17 protein-coding genes are annotated in these 18,573 nt (G+C 74.7%); 12 read left to right on the plus strand and 5 right to left on the minus strand.

From position 1 onward, the window contains the following. Window positions 1–492: 492 nt before the first annotated feature. From AB0L34_RS04620 to AB0L34_RS04635, 4 genes are all read left to right on the plus strand, one after another. Window positions 493–702, plus strand: a complete 210-nt coding sequence (locus tag AB0L34_RS04620) for a helix-turn-helix domain-containing protein (protein WP_007465625.1) — start codon at window positions 493–495, stop codon at window positions 700–702. A 216-nt stretch (window positions 703–918) separates the two neighbouring features. Next, a complete protein-coding gene (locus AB0L34_RS04625; protein ID WP_007465623.1) occupies window positions 919–1,020 on the plus strand; it encodes an AURKAIP1/COX24 domain-containing protein in 102 nt (33 codons plus the stop codon). Window positions 1,021–1,140: 120 nt separating this feature from the next. Next, window positions 1,141–2,214 (plus strand): NAD-dependent epimerase/dehydratase family protein, encoded by a 1,074-nt coding sequence (locus tag AB0L34_RS04630; protein WP_363701865.1) that lies wholly within the window; start codon window positions 1,141–1,143, stop codon window positions 2,212–2,214. A gap of 254 nt (window positions 2,215–2,468) precedes the next feature. After that, entirely contained in the window at window positions 2,469–3,350 is an 882-nt protein-coding gene (locus AB0L34_RS04635) for a lysophospholipid acyltransferase family protein (protein ID WP_357457599.1), read from the plus strand. 18 nt (window positions 3,351–3,368) lie between these two features. Here AB0L34_RS04635 and AB0L34_RS04640 read toward each other — a convergent pair whose 3' ends face one another. From AB0L34_RS04640 to AB0L34_RS04650, 3 genes are all read right to left on the minus strand, one after another. Beyond that, window positions 3,369–4,244 (minus strand): HAD-IB family hydrolase, encoded by an 876-nt coding sequence (locus AB0L34_RS04640; RefSeq protein ID WP_350707028.1) that lies wholly within the window; start codon window positions 4,242–4,244, stop codon window positions 3,369–3,371. Window positions 4,245–4,364: 120 nt separating this feature from the next. Further along, window positions 4,365–5,240: a DUF5667 domain-containing protein gene (locus AB0L34_RS04645; protein WP_357457472.1), complete on the minus strand. Its 876-nt coding sequence runs from the start codon at window positions 5,238–5,240 to the stop codon at window positions 4,365–4,367. A 288-nt stretch (window positions 5,241–5,528) separates the two neighbouring features. After that, window positions 5,529–6,488 carry an ECF subfamily RNA polymerase sigma factor, BldN family gene (locus AB0L34_RS04650; RefSeq protein ID WP_363701868.1) on the minus strand — a complete coding sequence of 320 codons (960 nt, stop codon included), beginning with the start codon at window positions 6,486–6,488 and terminating at the stop codon, window positions 5,529–5,531. A 597-nt stretch (window positions 6,489–7,085) separates the two neighbouring features. Here AB0L34_RS04650 and AB0L34_RS04655 point away from each other — a divergent pair. The 3 genes from AB0L34_RS04655 to AB0L34_RS04665 are packed head-to-tail and all read left to right on the plus strand — an operon-like array spanning window position 7,086 to window position 9,802. Next, window positions 7,086–8,849 (plus strand): AMP-binding protein, encoded by a 1,764-nt coding sequence (locus AB0L34_RS04655; protein WP_363701870.1) that lies wholly within the window; start codon window positions 7,086–7,088, stop codon window positions 8,847–8,849. Beyond that, window positions 8,842–9,093 carry a glutaredoxin family protein gene (locus AB0L34_RS04660; RefSeq protein WP_350707036.1) on the plus strand — a complete coding sequence of 84 codons (252 nt, stop codon included), beginning with the start codon at window positions 8,842–8,844 and terminating at the stop codon, window positions 9,091–9,093. The genes AB0L34_RS04655 and AB0L34_RS04660 overlap by 8 nt, the downstream gene beginning before the upstream one ends. Before the next feature lie 58 nt (window positions 9,094–9,151). Further along, window positions 9,152–9,802, plus strand: a complete 651-nt coding sequence (locus AB0L34_RS04665) for an HAD hydrolase-like protein (RefSeq protein ID WP_357457466.1) — start codon at window positions 9,152–9,154, stop codon at window positions 9,800–9,802. A gap of 10 nt (window positions 9,803–9,812) precedes the next feature. Here AB0L34_RS04665 and AB0L34_RS04670 read toward each other — a convergent pair whose 3' ends face one another. Together AB0L34_RS04670 and AB0L34_RS04675 are read right to left on the minus strand one after the other, a co-directional pair. Next, window positions 9,813–10,466 carry a response regulator transcription factor gene (locus AB0L34_RS04670; RefSeq protein ID WP_357457464.1) on the minus strand — a complete coding sequence of 218 codons (654 nt, stop codon included), beginning with the start codon at window positions 10,464–10,466 and terminating at the stop codon, window positions 9,813–9,815. A 25-nt stretch (window positions 10,467–10,491) separates the two neighbouring features. Then, window positions 10,492–11,793: a sensor domain-containing protein gene (locus tag AB0L34_RS04675; RefSeq protein ID WP_363701873.1), complete on the minus strand. Its 1,302-nt coding sequence runs from the start codon at window positions 11,791–11,793 to the stop codon at window positions 10,492–10,494. 451 nt (window positions 11,794–12,244) lie between these two features. On the opposite strand from AB0L34_RS04675, the gene AB0L34_RS04680 reads away from it, so the two are divergent. From AB0L34_RS04680 to hemB, 5 genes are read left to right on the plus strand one after another with little or no spacing between them, the layout of a single operon-like run. Then, entirely contained in the window at window positions 12,245–13,015 is a 771-nt protein-coding gene (locus AB0L34_RS04680; protein WP_363701875.1) for a redox-sensing transcriptional repressor Rex, read from the plus strand. Continuing rightward, window positions 13,012–14,406 carry a glutamyl-tRNA reductase gene (locus AB0L34_RS04685; protein WP_363701877.1) on the plus strand — a complete coding sequence of 465 codons (1,395 nt, stop codon included), beginning with the start codon at window positions 13,012–13,014 and terminating at the stop codon, window positions 14,404–14,406. Before AB0L34_RS04680 ends, AB0L34_RS04685 begins: the two co-directional genes overlap by 4 nt. Beyond that, entirely contained in the window at window positions 14,403–15,398 is a 996-nt protein-coding gene (gene hemC / locus AB0L34_RS04690) for a hydroxymethylbilane synthase (protein WP_363701879.1), read from the plus strand. The genes AB0L34_RS04685 and hemC overlap by 4 nt, the downstream gene beginning before the upstream one ends. Then, a complete protein-coding gene (locus AB0L34_RS04695; RefSeq protein WP_357457454.1) occupies window positions 15,395–16,975 on the plus strand; it encodes a uroporphyrinogen-III synthase in 1,581 nt (526 codons plus the stop codon). Before hemC ends, AB0L34_RS04695 begins: the two co-directional genes overlap by 4 nt. 22 nt (window positions 16,976–16,997) lie before the next feature. Then, window positions 16,998–17,981: a porphobilinogen synthase gene (gene hemB / locus AB0L34_RS04700; protein WP_363701881.1), complete on the plus strand. Its 984-nt coding sequence runs from the start codon at window positions 16,998–17,000 to the stop codon at window positions 17,979–17,981. Window positions 17,982–18,573: the final 592 nt, after the last annotated feature.

Raw genomic sequence — 18,573 nt, forward strand, 5'->3', positions numbered from 1 at the left:
CGAACACCGGAGACAGCCCCCACGGGCCAGCGCGCCACCGCGCCCGCCAGCGGCCCGGGGCCCCGCCCCGGTGGTTCGGGGCGGCCGGCCGCCACCCCCGGGCGCCTTTCCGCGGCGGGGCGGCTCGTGAGCGCGGCGAGGCGTGGCGGGCGGCGCCGGACGCGCTGCGGGCCACCGGCTGCGCGGGGCGCCGCGGGGTGGGCGGCTCGGAAGACGACCCGCCCCGTAACGGTCACCGCCCCTGGCCGTGCTCGGCTCCCCCGGTGCTCGCGACGCGGCGGAATGAGGACCGACCGGACGTCGGGCGCAACAGGTTCGACAACGACGTAGCCGGTCGGGTGGACCGGCCCCGCGAACCATGATCAGTTGTACGAAGGGATCGCGCCGGTCACAGCCGCCCCGCTACCGTACTGGTAACACGCGCGTCGCCGGTCCGGGCGGGGAGGATCCCGTCCGGTGGCACGCGCCGGGCATGGGATGGGTCGGTGAGCCATGGCCGGGTCGCAGTCCGACGGTCGGCTGTCGGAGGTCAAGTTCCTGACCGTCGCCGAGGTGGCGACGGTCATGCGGGTGTCGAAGATGACGGTCTACCGCCTGGTGCACAGCGGTGAGCTCACCGCGGTCCGGGTCGGCCGGTCGTTCCGGGTTCCCGAACACGCGGTGCACGAATACCTGCGGGGTGCCTTTCAGGAAACCGCCTGAGCCGCCCGCGGGCCACCCGTCGAGTGCGACGTAACGGGCATCGACGGGGGCGCGTTGGTCCTGCTGACGCTCTCCCGCTACCCTGGACCCCGACCGTGACCGCAGATGCGCCCCGCCGCATGTCCCGCTGGCCCGGTCCGCTGTCCGCACGCGGTCGTAGACGGCACCCGACGGTGTCATCCGGTCGCCCCGCATGTTGCATCGAAAGGCTTTCGTATGGGCTCGGTGGTCAAGAAGCGCCGCAAGCGCATGGCTAAGAAGAAGCACCGCAAGCTGCTGCGCAAGACCCGCGTCCAGCGTCGCCGTCTCGGCAAGTGACCGGGGCCGGGCCGCTGCCCGGCACCCGTCGTCACTTGCCAACTGTCGACCCTCGGAGGCTCAGGTGATCAGGCCGTGGATGTCCCGGCTCGATCCCGCCTGCCGGGGGAGGTGCGCGACATGACCCCCGGTGGCACCCCAGATGCCCCGGGGGTCGTCGTCGTGACCGGGGTCAGCCGCTACCTCGGCGCGCACGTCGCCGCCCGGCTCGCCGCCGACCCGCGCATCGAGCGGGTCATCGGCGTGGATCCGTCGGAGCCGGCCGCCGAGTTCACCGACCTGCTCGACCGTGTCGAGCGCGTCCGCGTCGACGCCGGCTCGCTCGGCGGTCTCCTCGCCGACCTCGACGTCGACGCCGTGGTCCACCTCGCCCTCGTCACCGCCCCGGACCAGCAGCACGGCGGTCGCGCGGCGATGAAGGAGCAGAACGTCATCGGCACGATGCAGCTCCTCGCCGCCTGCCAGCGGGCCCCCCGGCTGCGCAAGCTCGTGGTCCGCTCCTCGACGGCCGCGTACGGGGCGTCGTTCCGCGATCCGGCCGTCTTCACCGAGGAGACCGAGCCGCGCGAGGTGCCGCGCGGCGGCTTCGGCCGCGACATCCTCGACATCGAGGGGTACGTCCGCGGCTTCCGCCGCCGACGGCCCGACGTCACCGCCACGGTGCTGCGCTTCGCGCCCTTCATCGGCTCGACCGCCGACACCACCCTCACCCGCTACTTCTCCCAGCCGGTCGTGCCGACCGTGTTCGGCCGCGACCCCCGGCTGCAGTTCCTGCACTTCGACGACGCGCTGGAGGTGCTGCACCGGTCGATCGTCGAGGACCATCCGGGGACGTACAACGTGGCCGGTCCCGGGGTGCTCTCCCTCTCCCAGGCGATCCGCCGGGCCGGCCGGGTCGCCGTGCCGGTGCTGGAGCCCGGCCTCTCCGGGGCCGTCGCGTTCGCCCGCAACCTCGGCTTCGGCCGCTACGGCCTGGACCAGGTCGACCTCTTCGTGCACGGCCGGGTCGTCGACACCTCCCGCCTGGAGCGGGAGTACGGCTTCACGCCCCGCACCACCGCCGCCGCGTTCGACGACTTCATCCGCGCCCACCACGGTGGCGTCGTGGTGACCCGGGACCAGTTGGCGGCCGCGGAGCACCTCGTGTTGGAGGGGATCCGGCAGGTCCGGGCCGCCGTGCGGGAGCGCTCGTGAGCGCGCCGGAGGAGCGGCGCGACGGCCGCTACGACGTACCGCTGACCGTCGCCGAGCCGGGCGCGGAGCCGGCGCGGGCGAACGGGCGCCGGGCTGCCACGGCCGACGAGCCGGACACCGCCGCCACCGACGAGCCGGTAGCGGCCGCTGCTGGCAGCAGCGACGAGCCTGGCGGGCCTGTCGCGTCGGGTGCCACGGACGAGCCCGACGAGCCGGCCGCGACGGAGTCCGACCGGCCGGGCGGGGCCGGGGACGTGCCGGCGACGACCGGGCCGGCGGTGCCGGACCGACCGGGCGACCACTGGGACCGCCGGGTCGCCAAGGGGCTCGCGTTCCTGCGCCGCCGGCTCTCCGGCGACTACGAGGTCGACGAGTTCGGCTTCGATCCGGAGATCACCGAGGCGATCTTCCACCCGCTGCTGCGGGTGCTCTACCGGGACTGGTTCCGTACCGAGGTCACCGGCCTGGAGCACGTGCCCGCCGAGGGCGCCGGCCTGGTCGTCGGCAACCACTCCGGCACCGTGGCGCTGGACGCGCTGATCCTCTCGGCCGCCCTGCACGACCAGCACCCGGCCCACCGTTACCTGCGGCTGCTCGGCGCGGACCTGGTCTTCCGGATGCCGGTCGTCTCCGAGCTCGCCCGCAAGACGGGCGGGACGGTCGCCTGCAACCCGGACGCGGAGCGGCTGCTCGGCAACGGCGAACTGGTCGGCGTCTTCCCCGAGGGCTTCAAGGGCATCGGCAAGCTCTACGCCGAGCGCTACAAGCTGCAACGCTTCGGCCGGGGCGGGTTCGTCTCGGCGGCGCTGCGCACCGGCACCCCGATCGTGCCGGTCGCCATCGTCGGCGGCGAGGAGATCTATCCGATGCTCGCCGACATCAAGCCCCTGGCGCGGCTGCTCAAGCTGCCCTACTTCCCGGTCACCCCGACCTTCCCGTGGCTGGGGCCGCTGGGCATGGTGCCGCTGCCGAGCAAGTGGCTGATCGAGTTCTGCCCGCCGATCCCCACCGCGCACCTGACGGACTCCGCCGACGACCCGCTCGTGGTGTTCAACCTGGCCGACCAGGTGCGGGAGACGATCCAGCAGACCCTGCACAAGCTGCTCGAACGCCGGCCGGACCCGTTCGGCCCGTGACGCGGGCGGCCGGCGACGTCAGCCGTTGCGGCGACGCCGGTGCAGGGCCATGCCGGCGGTGACCGCCCCGGCCAGCAACCCGGCGGCGGCGGTGGACGGCACCACGATCTTCACGGCGCGCCGGCCGGTGCGGAAGTCGCGTACCTGCCAGCCGCGCTGCCGGGCCTCCCTGAGCAGGGCGGCGTCGGGGTTCACCGCCACCCCCCGACCCACCGTGGAGAGCATCGGCAGGTCGTTGCAGGAGTCGCTGTAGGCGGTGCAGCGGGCCAGGTCCAGCCCCTCCACCGCGGCGAGCTGGGTGATCGCCTCGGCCTTCGCGGGGCCGTGCATCAGGTCGCCGACCAGCCGGCCCGTGTACGCCCCGTCGACCACCTCGGCGACCGTGCCGATCGCGCCGGTCAGGCCCAGCCGGGCGGCGATCACCCGGCCGATCTCCACGGGCGCGGCGCTGACCAGCCAGACCCGTTCGCCGGCGTCCAGGTGCCGCTGGGCCAGCTGGCGGGTGCCGCCCCAGATCCGGGGGGCCATCAGCTCGTCGAAGATCTCCTCGGCGAGGCGCTCCACGTCGTCCACCCGCCAGCCCTCGACGAACGCGAGGGCGGCCTCCTTGGCCTGCGACATGTCCCCGGCGTGCTCGGTGGCGAGCAGCCGGAAGCGAAGCTGCTGCCACGCGAACCGGGCCAGGTCGGTCGTGGTGAAGTACTTGCGCGCGGCGAGGCCCCGGGCGAACCAGTAGATCGACGCGCCCTGCATCATCGTGTTGTCGACGTCGAAGAAGGCCGCCGCGGTCGGATCCGGCTGCGGCGGAGCCAGGGGCGCCAGGTCGGTCTCCGCCCAGCCGGCGGTGTGACCGTGGACGTCGGTGCTGACCGTCACCTTGCGGCTGCGGGCCACGCGACCTCCCTCTGCTGACCGGGCGCGGCGTGCGCCTGCCACTGGTCGAGGGTAGCCGGGCGACGGTTGCCGACGACCGCCCGGCGGGTGAACTGTGGCGCGGACGGCGCGCCGGACAGGTCAGCGGTCGCCGGGGCAGGTGGCGGGGGCCGGGCCGAGGGAGTCGCTGCCGACGGGGGCGGGCAGGCCGCAGGAGATCGCCGCGCGGAGCGCGTCGGAGCGCTTGCGGACCGCGTCCAGCAGGGCCAGCGAGCGGCGGGTCCGGTCCCGGTCGGCCCGGGTGCCGGCGTCGAGGAGGTCCCCGACCGCCCGCCGCTGCCCGGTGAGGAAGGAGTTGACCGCGTCCAGCGCCGCCAGGTCGGAGCGCTGCACCGCGGCGGTGGTCAGCAGGCGTACGCCCTGGCGGGTGCCCGCGTCCATGTCGTCCAGCACGGCGCTGTAGCCGTCCCGGTCCCCACGCAGCGCGGCGGCCTCGGCCAGCCGGGTGCGGGCGAAGTCCAGGAAGAGCTGACCTCTGCTGATGTCCGAGCTGGCCAGCGCGAGCTGGGCCCGTTCCGTCGAGCGCTTCATGCCGTACAGCGCGTCACCGGGGACCGCGTTCTCGCTCGCGGCGGAGATGCCGGAGAGGGCGACCGCGCCGGCCGCGATGCCGACCAGGATGGCGCCGCGGGCGCGGGCCCGGCGGGCGGTGACGGCGGGCAGCAGGCGGCCGCGACCGGTGTCGGCGGCGGCCGGCTCCGGCGCGGCGGCGGTCGCCGGGGCGCCGATGCCCTCGCGTTCGGCCGTGGCCAGCAGCATGGCGCGCAGCCCGGTGCGGAACTCCGGGTCCACCTCGACGGCCGGCGGGGCGGCGCCGAGCCGCTGCCCGACGGCGACGAGCGCGGCGAGCTGGTCGTCGGCGCGGGAGCGGACGTGGTGTCGCCGGCCGCCGTTGGCCTCGTCGAGAAGCTGCGCGAAGCGCTCCGCGCGCCGACGGGAGAAGAGGTCGCTGTCCACCGCAGGCACCTCCTCTCGCTGGTCACGGCCGGTCGGCCGCTGTCGTCGCCAGCGACCGGTGACGGCGTGACACCACGGACGAACGTCGTGGCCGGCCACGCTGCCGGACCTCGGAACCCGGGGGGATGCCGGGGCTACCACCGGTCGCACCCGGAGAAACGGTCCGCACCGGGCATGGGTTACGGGCCCGCCGCGGGCGAAATCACGGAAAGTGATTGCCGTCACGGCGCAGAGAGGGCGGTGGGCTGGACGAACAGAGATCGACGACCGTCGGTCCCGTCGGCGGGACTACGGTTGGAAGCCGTCCGGCAGCAGCCGCGCCAGCGCCCGTACCGCGCGGTACTGCAACGCCTTGATCGCGCCCTCGTTCTTGCCCATCGCGCGGGCCGTCTCGGCCACGGAGAACCCCTGCAGGAAGCGGAGCACGATGCACTCCTGCTGCTCGGGGTTGAGCTGCTTGACGGCGCTGAGCAGGGCCACGTTGGTGATGTGCTCGACGACCGCCGCCTCCGGGCTGCCCTCCGGGCCCCGGTCCTCGCGATCGGCGTCCAGCACGTCGCCGGTCGTCACCTCCAGCCGGTAGCGGCCGGACTTGAAGTGGTCGGCCACCAGGTTGCGGGCGATGGTGACAAGCCACGCGCCGAGGTCCCGGCCCTGCCAGGTGAAGCTGCCGATCCGTTTGAGGGCGCGCAGGAAGGTGTCGGAGGTGAGGTCCTCCGCGAGCTGGCGGTTGCCGACCCGGAAGTAGACGAACCGGAACACCGTGTCGACGTACCGGTCGTAGATCAGCCCGAACGCCTCGGACTCGCCCGCCTGGGCGCGCTCGACCAGGGCCCAGACCTCGGTCGCCGGGTCGGACGGGTCCGGACGGCTGGGGAAGCCCGTGGAGGCGGCGGGGGCGGCGGCGGTCGCCGGCACCGCCGGGATCACGGCCGTCTCCGCGGCCGACTGCTCGGACGCCGTCGACGGTTCCGTCGTGCGGCGGCCCTGCGCCGGCATGGTGGGCCGGGCCGGCACGGCCACCCGGCCCCCGGCCGGCTTGGCGTTGCCCCCGGGTGTCGCGGGTCGCGGTGGCGGCTCGTTGTGGTGCGGCCGGTGGCGGATCCGGCTCGACGTGCCCTCGCCGCGGACCGCGAGGCTGCCCGTGTCGTCCAGCGGGCCCCGGACGGCGGGTCGCTCGTTGAGCGGGGCGCGGGTCGCGGGGTTGGTCAGGCCGAGCGGCCGTTCCGCGTAACCGAAGGTCGTCACCGCGCCGCCTCCGTCCCGCCGGCCGCGGGCCGCGCCGGTCGGCGCGTCGCCGCCGCGCCGCCACCCGGGCGGTCGGGCAGGGCTGGCTCGGGGCGTGCCGACGGGCGGCAGATCCCCTTGAGGTGCTGGTCCAATGCGCTCACAGGCACGGGGGCCTCCTCGGGCTGAGGGGTGTCGACTCACGGCAAATGGGGTGAGCCGACCCGAGTGATGATAGGGCCAACGTCACCCGCGCGTGGCAAGTCCGTTACACAGGGCGGAAGTATTTCCCGCCGCGTCGCACAAATGGCGGACCGGTTGTCCGTCGCGTGCGGTTGACATTCGGATTGCCGTGTGATTCCGAGGGTTTCCAGCTCAGCGGGCACGCCGGCCGGCGCGGGGCGGACGGGTGACGCGGCGGTCGACTCAGGAGCGTCCCGCGTGACACGGCGCGCCGGCATGTCCCGTGCACGGGACTCGATCCGTCTCGTCCGCGCGCCCCGGTCGTCCTGCCGGCGGGACCCGCCGAGGCGCCGGCGCGCCCGCCGGCCCCTCGGGCGCGGCCCGGGCCGTCGCGGGCATGGCCCGAGACCCGGCGCTGTGCCAGACTCAGCCACCGTGCAGGACGCATCCGACAGCATCGCGTCGAACCTCGCCGACCGGGTCCGCCGGGCGGCCGTCGCCCACGGCGACCGACCCGCGCTGCACTGGCGCGAGGGGACCCTGACCTGGTCCGAACTGGACGCCTCGGTGACCGCCGCCGCCCGGGCCCTGGCGGACCTGACCGGGAATCCGCCCGCCGGAGCGGCACCGACCGAGGACCGGGCCGACGGGGCGGCACCGACCGGGACCCCGGTCGCCGGGGCGACGGCGGGCCCGTCCGCCGCCGTCGACCGGCACCCGCCCCGGGTCGCCATCGCGCTGGGCAACTCGCCGGACTTCGTGGTCGGCTACCTGGGCGCGCTGCGCGCCGGGCTGGTGGCGGTGCCGGTCAACCCCGGCCTCACCGTCCCCGAGTTGCGGCACGTGCTGGCCGATTCCGGCGCCTCGGTCCTGATCGGCACCGAGCGGGTGCGCGACCTCGTCGCCGGCGTCGCCGGGGAACTCCCCGCGCTCACCGCCGTGCACGGCGCCCCGCCCATGACGGACGGCGGGGGCGGGGGCCCGTTCCCCAACCGGGGCGGCGACGACCTGGCGGTGCTGCTCTACACCTCCGGCACGGAGGGGCGGCCGAAGGGAGCGATGCTCACGCACCGGGCGCTGGCGGCCAACCACGAGCAGGTGGACCGCATCGACCCGCCGGTCGTCGGGCCGGGCGACACCGTGCTGCTCGCGCTGCCGCTGTTCCACGCGTACGGGCTGAACTCGGGGCTGGGCGCGGTCGTCCACCATGGCGCGACCGGCGTGCTGGTCGACGACCTCGGCCCCGACGCCGGGCTGGCCGAGATCGCCCGCCGCCGGGTCGGCGTGCTGGTCGGCGTACCGTCGATGGTGGCCGCGTGGTCCACGGCGGACGCCAGCGCGGTCGCCGCGGCCATGGCGTCGGCGCGGCTCGTGGTCTGCGGCGCGGCGCCGCTGGAGCCGGCCGTCGCGGCCCGCTTCGCCGAGGTCGCCGGCCTTCCGGTGCACGTCGGGTACGGCCTGACCGAGACCGCGCCGGTGCTCACCTCCACCCTCGTCGGCGGCGAGCCGAAGGCCGGCTCGATCGGCCGCCCGCTGCCCGGCGTCGAGCTGCGCCTGGTCGGGACGGACGGGGCCGACCTGTGGCGCGACGGCGTGGCCGAGCCGGACGAGGACGCCGACGAGCTGGACCTCTCCGACGCCGCGCCGGGCACGGACCCGGGCCAGATCGTGGTGCGCGGGGCGAACCTCTTCTCCGGGTACTGGCCGGACGGCCGGGGCGGGCCGGACGCCGACGGCTGGTGGGCCACCGGCGACGTCGGGTACGCCGACTCCGACGGCGACCTCTTCCTGGTCGACCGGGTCGGCGAGCTGATCCTGGTCAACGGGTTCAACGTGTACCCGCGCGAGGTCGAACTGGTGCTCTCCGCCCATCCCGGCGTGGCCGAGTCGGCGGTACTGGGTGTGCCGCACCCGCGGACCGGCGAGACTGTCCGGGCGTACGTGGTGCCGGCGCCGGGGCGCCCGGTCACGGGCGAGGAGCTGCTCGCCCACTGCGCCCGCAACCTGGCCCGGTTCAAGTGCCCGACCGCCGTCGAGTTCGTCGACGAGCTGCCGCACTCGGTGATCGGCAAGGTACGCAAGACCCTGCTCCGGCCGGCGTCGTCCCCGGCGGCACCGGTGCCGCCGCCGGCGGCGTCGCCGGAGAACCGTCCGCCGGCCCCGGCCGGCACCAGCACCACGGAGGAGACCGATGCGTGAGCCCCGACTCACCCTGATCACCCGGCCCGGCTGCCACCTCTGCGAGGACGCGAAGGCGGCGCTGGACCGGGTGGTGGCGGTCACCGGGGACCGGTGGACCGAGAAGGACGTCACCGACGACATCGAGCTGGAACGCGAGTACGGCGACCGCCTGCCGGTGGTGCTGCTCGACGGCAAGGAGCACGGCTACTGGCGGGTGGAGGAGGAGCGGCTGCTGCGGGACCTGACGACCCCGCAGTTGTAGCGCCCGGGACCGCCGGGCCGGCCAGGGCGGGTCGGTGACGCCGGTTTATGGTGCTGCGATGACCCCTGCGCACCGCCACCTGGTCTGGGACTGGAACGGCACCCTGCTCAACGACCTCGACCTTGTGGTCGCGTCCACCAACGTCGCCTTCGCCAGCGTCGGCGGGCCCACGGTGACCGCCGACGAGCACCGGGTCAGGTTCCGCCGGCCGATCGCCGACTACTACGCCGAGGTGCTCGGCCAGGCGGTCGACGACGACGAGTTCGGCCGGCTGGACCGGATCTTCCACGACGCGTACCGGGCCGGGCTGACCACCTGTGAGCTGGCGCACGACGCCACGGTCGCGATGGCGGCGTGGCGGGGCAACCAGTCCCTGCTCTCGATGTGGTTCCACGAGGAGCTGGTGCCGACGGTGCGGACGTACGGGCTCAGCGGGCACTTCGTCCGGGTGGACGGGCTGCGGGCCACCGTCGGCGGCGACCGCAAGGCCGAGTCCCTCCGCAACCACCTGGCCGAGCTGGGCGTGGCCGGCCGGGACGTGGTGCTGATCGGGGACTCCGTCGACGACGCCGACGCCGCCCTGTCGGTGGGCGGTCGCGCCGTGCTCTACACCGGCGGGTTCACCGACTCGGCCCGCCTGCGCGCCTCCGGCCACCCGGTCGCCGACACCCTCACCGAGGCCGTGGCCCTGGCGGCCGCCCTGCCCTGACCGGGCGGGGTCAGTTGCGCAGGTAGGCGAGGACGGCCAGGACCCGGCGGTGCTGCTCCGTGTCGGGCGGGAGCTGGAGCTTCGTGAAGATGTTCCGGACGTGCTTCTCGACGGCGCCGTCGGTGACCACCAGGGTGCGCGCGATCGCCGTGTTCGAGCGGCCCTCGGCCATCAGGGCGAGCACCTCGCGTTCGCGCGGGGTGAGCTCGCGCAGCGGGTCGTCGCGGCGGCGCCGGGCGAAGAGCTGGCCGACCACCTCGGGGTCGAGCACCGTTCCGCCGGCGGCCACCCGGTCCAGGGCGTCGAGGAACTCGTCGATCGCGGCCACCCGGTCCTTGAGCAGGTAGCCGATCCCGCCCCCGCCGCCACCGGTCGTGGCGAGCAGGTCGTCGGCGTACGACACCTCGACGTACTGGGAGAGGACCAGGATCGGGGTGCGGGGCACCAGCCGCCGGGCCTCCACCGCCGCGCGCAGCCCCTCGTCGGTGTGCGAGGGCGGCATCCGGACGTCGACGATCGACACGTCCGGCCGGTGCGCGACGACCGCCGCCACCAGCGCCTCGCCGTCGGCGACGGCGGCCACCACCTCGTGCCCCCGCTCGCTGACCAGCCGGACCAGCCCTTCCCGGAGCAGCACGGCGTCATCCGCGATCACGATCCGCATGGTTGAGTTGTCTACCACGTCGGGGTCACAGCGGGAGTTCGGCGCGGATTTCGGTGGGTCCGCCGACGGGGCTGACCACGTCCAGCCGGCCGCCGGCGGCGCGTACCCGGTCGGCGATGCCGACCAGCCCGTGCCCCTTGGCCAGGTGGGCGCCGCCCTGGCCGTCGTCGCCGACGCCCACCTCCAGCCGGCCGTCGCGCCGGGCCACGGTGACGTGGCACTCGGTCGCCCGGCTGTGCTTGGCGACGTTGGTCAGCGCCTCGGCCACGACGAAGTACGCCGTGCTCTCCACCGCCGGGTCGAGCCGGCCGGCGGGGCTGCCCAGCTCCGGGTCCACCCGCAGCTCGATCGGGATCAGGCCGCGCCCGGCCAGCGCCGCCAGGGCGCTGGGCAGGCCCCGGTCGACCAGGATCGGCGGCGCGATGCCCCGGGACAGGGCGCGCAGCTCGGCGAGCGTCTCCCGGGTCTGGGTGACCGCCTCGTCCAGGGTCCGCGCCGCGGCGTCGGGGTCGGAGGCGAGCTGCTGGCGGGCCCGGCTGAGGTCCATGGCGAGCCGGACCAGGCGCTGCTGCGGGCCGTCGTGGATGTCCCGCTCCAGCCGGCGCAGCGCGCTCGCCTCGGCGGACACGGCGGCCCGCTTCTGCTCCTCCAGCACGGTGATCCGGTTGCGCATCTCCGCCACGCCGGTGAGCATGGCCCGGCCGAAGCTCGCCTGGAGCAGCGCGCAGCCGCGGGCCACGATCGGCAGGGTGATCAGGAAGAACAGCCCGATCGCGGTGTGCAGCCCGATCCGGGCGACGGTCGAGTCGCCCAGGCCGAGGAGCTGGGGGAGGCCGACGTTCTCCGGGTCGCCGTGCGGCAGCGCCCAGTCGTACGCCCAGTAGAGCGATCCGGCGACGGCGCCGGCCCACCAGACCAGCGTGACCGCGAAGGTGGCGACGGCCACGACCAGCTTGAGGATGCCGTGCGCCAGGTCGAGCCAGGACTGCGCGTCCCCCATGGGCACGAAGATCCGCCGCCAGGCGCTGGCCCCGGGCTCGGGGAGCCGGTACTGCGGGCGGATCCGGGACTGGTGCAGCACGGCGGGGAGGCGGAGCCGCTCGATGTCGGCCAGCCCCCGGGCGGCGTACAGGGTGCCGCTGAGGACGGGCAGGCCGATCACCGTCACCACCAGCCCGAGGCCGGCCGCGAGGCCGGCCAGCAGGACCACGAAGCTGGCCAGGGCCAGGGGGAGGCCGAGCAGCACGTAGCCGGAGTCCAGGAGGAGCTGACGGGAGATGGTCGGCGCCGACGCGGGCGGGGCGGCGGCGACGGGTGCGGCGGTCATACCACGAGGCTAGGCAGCGCGGGGCTGAACGACCCATCCCGTCGGCCGGCCTCTCCGGCGTAGGGCTGTCCCTACCGTGGCCCTCCGGGCGGCGCCCGCCGGCGCCCCGGAGCCCGGCCGGCGGTGGGCCCGGTGCCGGCGGTCGGGCCCGCCGGCACCCGTGACGTAATCGGCGGCGAGCCGCGCTCGCGCGATTGGTCAGAGAAGTCGTAATTGAGCAATAATCGCCGTGCGGCGCCGGCGGAGGCCGCTGTATCGATCTTGCGGGATGGAGGGCCAGGTGGAGCCGCGTCGCGAGCTGTCAAGATCGCGATTTGTGCACGCCTTCACAAGCGCCTACTCTGTAGTTCCGACGCGCCCTGCTAGCACAGCCGGCAATCTCGGTCGCCAGCGGGAGTCCCGAAACGGCCGGCCGCTGGAGCTGGCCGAGGATCGCACCGCACGGAGTCTCATGAGTCAGCACCGTCACCCTGGCGCGCCCGGTCGCGCCGGTGCCGTACCGGCGCTCCCGGACCTGCCCGAGGCGACCGTCGCGCGGCTCCCCGAATACCTCCGTGCCCTGCACAACCTGGCCGAAAGCGGTCACGAGACCGTGTCCAGCGAGGGGCTGGCGAGCGCCGCGGGGGTGAACTCGGCGAAGCTCCGCAAGGACCTCTCGCACCTCGGCTCGTACGGCACCCGGGGCGTCGGCTACGACGTGGCGCTGCTGGTCGACCAGATCGAGTTCGTGCTCGGGCTCACCCAGCGCCGTGCGGTCGCCCTCGTCGGCGTGGGTAATCTCGGTCACGCCCTGGCCGGCTACGACGGCTTCGCCAGCCGCGGCTTCCGGATCGCCGCGCTCTTCGACGCCGACCCCGAACGCGTCGGCGAGGAGATCAGCGGGCTGGTCGTCCGGCACATCGACGAGCTGCCCCGGGTCGCCGTCGAGGAGTCCATCGCCATCGGCGTGATCGCCACCCCGGCCCCGGCCGCCCAGGCGGTCGCCGACCAACTCGTGGCCGTCGGTGTGACGAGCATCCTGAACTTCGCTCCGTGCGTACTCTCGGTTCCAGAGGGGGTCGACGTGCGCAAGGTCGACCTGGCCATAGAGCTGCAGATCCTGTCCTTCCACGAGCACCGCAAGGCATCGCTGACCGCGCTTCCCGCCACCGGCGGGTCCGCCCTCACCGCCCTGCCCGGCGGGTTCGCGGTCACCGACCCTCAGGAGGCGATCGGCACGTGAAACTGCTCGTCGTCGGCGCGTCCTACCGCACGGCTCCCGTCGCCACGCTGGAGCAGCTCGCGGTCGCCCCCGCCGATCTCACCCGCACCCTGGACCGCCTGGTCGCGCAGCCGTACGTGACCGAGGCCGTGCTCGTCTCCACCTGCAACCGGGTGGAGGTCTACGCCGCCGTGTCCGGATTCCACGGCGGTCTCGGCGACATCTGCGCCGTGCTGGCCGAGCAGGCCGGGTGCCAGCCGGCCGGGCTCGCCAACCACCTCTACGTGCACTTCGACGCCGCCGCGGTGGACCACGTCTTCCGGGTCGCCGCCGGGCTGGACTCGATGGTCGTGGGCGAGGCGCAGATCCTCGGCCAGCTGCGCGACGCGTACCACTCGGCGACCGGGGCCGACACCGCCGGGCGGCTGCTGCACGAGCTGATGCAGCAGGCGCTGCGGGTCGGCAAGCGCGCCCACGCGGAGACCGGCATCGACCGGGCCGGTCAGAGCGTCGTCACCGCCGCCCTGGACCTGGCCGCCGAGCACCTCGGCAGCGACCTGGCCGGCCGCCCGGCGCTGGTGGTCGGGGCGGGCGCCATGGGCTCGCTGGGCGTGGCCACGCTGTCCCGGCTGGGTGCCGGGCCGGTCACCGTCACCAACCGGGGCGCCGACCGGGCCGTCCGGCTGGCCGAGGCGTACGGGGCCAGCGCGGCGCCGATGACGGAACTCACCACCGCGCTCTCCACAGTGGACATCGTAGTGGCCGCCACCGCGGCCACGGAAGCGGTCCTCACCCGCGAGGTGGTCACCCGGGCGCTCGCCGGGCGCGACCCCGGGCGGGGGCCGCTGGTCCTGCTCGACCTGGCCGTGCCGCGCGACGTGGCGGTCGGCGTCGCCGAGCTGCCCGGCGTCGAGGTGATCGACATCGACCGGATGGCGGCGCTGCTCGCCGACGGTCCCGCCGCCGCCGACGCCGCCGCCGTCGAACGGATCGTGGCCGGCGAGGTCGAGGCCTTCCTCACCTGGCTGCGCGGGGCCGACGTCGCGCCGACCGTGGCCGCCCTGCGTGGCCGCGCCGACGACGTGGTCACCGCCGAGCTGCGCCGGCTCGCCCAGCGCCGCCCGGACCTCACCGACGACCAGCGTGCCGAGGTGGCCCGGACGGTGCACCGGGTGGTCCAGCGGCTGCTGCACCAGCCCACCGTGCGGGTCCGCCAGCTCGCCGCGGAGCCCGGCGGCGACCAGTACGCGGCCCTGCTGCGCGAGCTGTTCGACCTCCAGGTGCCGCAGACGTCGCCGGTCGACACCGTCCCCGACGTCGTGGACAGCGACGTCGTACCGCCGTTCGGCCTCGCCGACTTCCCGTCGTCGGCCAGCCCGGCCGACGTCCCGCCCACCGGAGGTGAGCGATGAGTGCCCCCCTGCGCCTCGGTACCCGGGGCAGCAAACTGGCGATGGCCCAGTCCGGCCACGTCGCCGAGGCCCTGACCGCCGCCACCGGCCGCCCGGTCGAGCTGGTCGAGGTGGTCACCGCCGGCGACCGATCGTCCGCGCCGGTGCACCGGCTCGGCGTCGGCGTCTTCGTCTCCGCCCTGCGCGACGCGCTGACCGCCGGCACCATCGACTTCGCGGTGCACTCCTACAAGGACCTGCCCACCGCCACGGCGGCCGGGCTGCACATCGCGGCGGTGCCGGTCCGGCAGGACCCGCGGGACGCGCTGGTCGCCCGCGACGGCCGGACCCTCGCCGAGCTGCCGCCCGGCGCGACCGTCGGCACCGGCGCGCTGCGCCGCATCGCCCAACTGCACGCCCTCGGGATGCAGCTGGAGGTCGCCCCGATCCGGGGCAACGTCGACACCCGCCTCGCCCGGGTGCTCGGCCCGGAGGCCGACCTGGACGCCATCGTCCTGGCCCGGGCCGGGCTGGCCCGGCTGGGGCGGACCGAGGTGATCACCGAGACGCTCGACCCGATGCTGATGCTGCCCGCGCCCGCCCAGGGCGCGCTGGCGGTGGAGTGCCGGATCGACGACCCGGACATGGTCGAGCTGCTCGCCGTGCTCGACCACACACCGTCCCGCGCCGCGGTCGTCGCGGAGCGGGCGCTGCTGGCCACCCTGGAGGCCGGATGCTCCGCTCCGGTCGCCGCCTACGCCGTCGTCGCCGAAGGCGAGCCAACCGGCTCGGGTGCCGAGGGCGACGTTGTCCAGGAGATCTACCTGCGCGGGGCGGTGATCAGCCCGGACGGCTCGCGAGACCTCCGGCTGTCCCGCACCGGAACGCTCGCCGACGCGGCGGAGATCGGCAAGGCACTCGCCGCCGAACTCCTCGACCTCGGCGCCGACTCGATCCTCGGCCAAGAAGGACACGCCGGCCCGGGGACCCAGCAATTTGGGAGCACAGAATGACCCGCACCCGTAAGCCCGTAGGCCGTATCGCGTTCGTCGGGGCCGGTCCCGGCGACCCGGGCCTGCTGACCCGCCGGGCGCACGACGCCCTGGTCGACGCCGACCAGGTGGTGTACGACCGGGGAGTCCCCGAGTCGCTGCTCGACGCCGTCCGTGCCCAGGCCAAGTCCGACGCCCAGTTCACCCCGGCCGAGGGCGCGCCGGGCGACGTGGCGAAGGTGCTGATCTCGGCGGCCCGGTCCGGGCTGAACGCGGTGCACCTGGTCGCCGGCGACCCGTTCGGCCACGAGTCGGTGGTCCGGGAGGTGCAGGCGGTGGCGCGTACCGCCGCGCACTTCGAGGTGGTTCCGGGCGTCGGCCAGGCGGAGGGTGTGGCGACCTACGCGGGCGTGCCGCTGCCCGGCGTACGCACGGCGGCCGACGTCGAGGACGTCAGCACGCTGGACTTCGACGCCCTCGCCGCGGCCGTCGGCCGGGGCTCGCTCGCCCTGGCCGTGGACGCCGGCGACCTCGCCGCGATCCGGGACGGGCTGCTCGCCGCCGGGGTGGACGGCGCCACCGGCGTCGGGGTGACCGGGGACGGCACCGGCGAGACGCAGTACACCACCACGTCGACCGTGGACTCCTTCGTCGCGGCGGCGCTCGGCTTCACCGGCCGGGTCGTGCTCACCGTCGGCGAGGGCGTCGGCCAGCGGGACAAGCTGAGCTGGTGGGAGAACCGGCCGCTGTACGGCTGGAAGGTCCTCGTGCCCCGCACCAAGGAGCAGGCCGGCGTGATGAGCGCGCGGCTGCGCGCGTACGGGGCCATCCCCTGCGAGGTGCCGACGATCGCGGTCGAGCCGCCGCGGACCCCGGCCCAGATGGAGCGGGCGGTCAAGGGCCTCGTCGACGGCCGGTACGCCTGGGTGATCTTCACCTCGGTCAACGCGGTCCGCGCGGTCTGGGAGAAGTTCGCGGAGCACGGCCTGGACGCACGGCACTTCGGCGGCGTCAAGATCGCCTGCATCGGCGAGGCGACCGCCGACGCCGTCCGCGCGTTCGGCATCCAGCCCGAGCTGATCCCGTCGGGGGAGCAGTCCTCCGAGGGGCTGCTGGCCGAGTTCTCGCCGCACGACGAGATCCTCGACCCGGTCGGCCGGGTGCTGCTGCCGCGCGCCGACATCGCCACCGAGACCCTCGCCGCCGGGCTCACCGAGCGCGGCTGGGAGGTCGACGACGTGACCGCGTACCGGACGGTCCGGGCCGCCCCGCCGCCCGCCGAGATCCGGGACGCGATCAAGTCCGGCGGCTTCGACGCGGTGCTCTTCACCTCGTCCTCCACCGTGCGGAACCTGGTCGGCATCGCGGGGAAGCCGCACGCCCGTACCGTTGTTGCAGTGATCGGGCCCAAGACGGCGGAGACGGCGACGGAGTTCGGCCTGCGGGTCGACGTCCAGCCGCCGCACGCCTCGGTCCCCGACCTGGTGGAGGCGCTCGCCGCCTACGCCGTCGAGCTGCGCGAGAAGCTCGCCGCCATGCCGGCGAAGCAGCGCCGCGGCTCGAAGGTCCAGGGGCCGACCGCCCTGAGGTTCCGGTAGTCGTCGTAGCAGGAGGCCCGTGATGCCGTACCCCGAGATCCGGCCCCGCCGGCTGCGCCGCAACGCGGCGCTCCGGCGGCTGGTGGCCGAGACCCGCGTCGACCCGGCCGAGCTGGTCTTGCCGATGTTCGTCAAGGAGGGGCTGACGGAGCCGCGGGCGATCGCGTCGCTCCCGGGGGTGCTCCAGCACTCCCGGGACTCGCTCCGCAAGGCCGCGGTCGAGGCCGTCCAGGCGGGCGTCGGCGGCATCATGCTCTTCGGGGTGCCGGCGCGGCGGGACGCCACCGGGTCCGGCGGCATCGACCCGGACGGCATCCTCAACGTCGCGATCCGCGACGTCGTGGCCGAGGTGGGCGACGCCACGGTGGTGATGAGCGACCTCTGCCTGGACGAGTTCACCTCGCACGGGCACTGCGGGCTGCTCACCCCCGACGGCGGCGTGGACAACGACGCCACGCTGGCGGCGTACGCCGAGATGGCGGTGGCCCAGGCCGCCGCCGGGGTCGGGGTGGTCGGGCCGTCCGGGATGATGGACGGCCAGGTCGGCGTGGTGCGCCGGGCGCTCGACGCCGCCGGCCACCAGGACGTGGCCGTGCTGGCGTACGCCGTCAAGTACGCCTCGGCCTTCTTCGGCCCGTTCCGCGACGCGGTGGAGTCGGCCCTGGAGGGCGACCGGCGCACCTACCAGCAGGACCCGGCGAACCTGCGGGAGTCGCTGCGCGAGGTCGAGCTGGACGTCGCCGAGGGCGCCGACATGGTGATGGTCAAGCCGGCGCTGCCGTACCTCGACGTGGTGTCGGCGGTCCGCGCGGCGGTCGACGTCCCGGTCGCGGCCTACCAGGTCTCCGGCGAGTACGCCATGGTCGAGGCGGCCGCCGCGAACGGCTGGATCGACCGGGAGCGGGTGATGCTGGAGACGCTCACTTCGATCCGCCGGGCCGGTGCGCAGATCATCCTCACCTACTGGGCGGTCGAGGCCGCCCAACTCCTCCGCGAGCGCTACTGAGGCCCTACCGACGGCACCCGGGGTCGGGCAACGGCGTCACAGACGCCACGCCGCGCACGGCCGGACAGAGAAGTCGGCACGGACCGGTCCCAGTCCCGGTCGCGGCCCGGTCGCGCAGGACGCAGCCCTGCCCGACGACCCGAAACCCACGACCCACGACACAGGACGGCGCGAACCGGGCGGAGACGCCGGAGCGCGGGTCCACTGACGGCGACGCCAGGCCGGCTCATTCATGCGTGCCCGGCCCACGCATGCTGTGTCCGTTACTCAGAGCGATCAATCCAAGCGAGTCGCGAACCCCTCCCTCGAACGCTTTGCTCTGCACCCGGATATGCACCAGCAACCGAGAGTGTCTGTCGCGTATGCGGGTGCAGAGCAAAGCGTTCGAGGGTAGGCTGCCTCCTCGGGGCATTCTTCGGAAATGCGCTGGTCAGGGCGGCGGCTGGCCGGGGTCGTCGGCGGCGAAGCTGGGTCGACGGCGCCAGCGCCATCACTCACGGTCACATGGGGGTCTTCCGGTCGGGATGTTACCCAGCGTGAGGGTCTGGTGAGGTCGCCGGGAGTCGTCCCGGCCGACGTGGGTGCTGCCGTT

The sequence above is a fragment of the Micromonospora sp. NPDC052213 genome (genome assembly GCF_040679695.1).
Lineage (GTDB): Bacteria > Actinomycetota > Actinomycetes > Mycobacteriales > Micromonosporaceae > Micromonospora.

What these genes read in the sequence shown, in the direction of transcription:
- AB0L34_RS04620 (WP_007465625.1), top strand. Translation starts at nt 493, where the DNA reads ATGGCCGGGTCGCAGTCCGACGGTCGGCTGTCGGAGGTCAAGTTCCTG.
- AB0L34_RS04625 (WP_007465623.1), top strand. Translation starts at nt 919, where the DNA reads ATGGGCTCGGTGGTCAAGAAGCGCCGCAAGCGCATGGCTAAGAAGAAG.
- AB0L34_RS04630 (WP_363701865.1), top strand. Translation starts at nt 1,141, where the DNA reads ATGACCCCCGGTGGCACCCCAGATGCCCCGGGGGTCGTCGTCGTGACC.
- AB0L34_RS04660 (WP_350707036.1), top strand. Translation starts at nt 8,842, where the DNA reads ATGCGTGAGCCCCGACTCACCCTGATCACCCGGCCCGGCTGCCACCTC.
- AB0L34_RS04665 (WP_357457466.1), top strand. Translation starts at nt 9,152, where the DNA reads ATGACCCCTGCGCACCGCCACCTGGTCTGGGACTGGAACGGCACCCTG.
- AB0L34_RS04670 (WP_357457464.1), bottom strand. Translation starts at nt 10,466, where the DNA reads ATGCGGATCGTGATCGCGGATGACGCCGTGCTGCTCCGGGAAGGGCTG.
- AB0L34_RS04675 (WP_363701873.1), bottom strand. Translation starts at nt 11,793, where the DNA reads ATGACCGCCGCACCCGTCGCCGCCGCCCCGCCCGCGTCGGCGCCGACC.
- AB0L34_RS04680 (WP_363701875.1), top strand. Translation starts at nt 12,245, where the DNA reads ATGAGTCAGCACCGTCACCCTGGCGCGCCCGGTCGCGCCGGTGCCGTA.
- hemC (WP_363701879.1), top strand. Translation starts at nt 14,403, where the DNA reads ATGAGTGCCCCCCTGCGCCTCGGTACCCGGGGCAGCAAACTGGCGATG.
- AB0L34_RS04695 (WP_357457454.1), top strand. Translation starts at nt 15,395, where the DNA reads ATGACCCGCACCCGTAAGCCCGTAGGCCGTATCGCGTTCGTCGGGGCC.
- hemB (WP_363701881.1), top strand. Translation starts at nt 16,998, where the DNA reads ATGCCGTACCCCGAGATCCGGCCCCGCCGGCTGCGCCGCAACGCGGCG.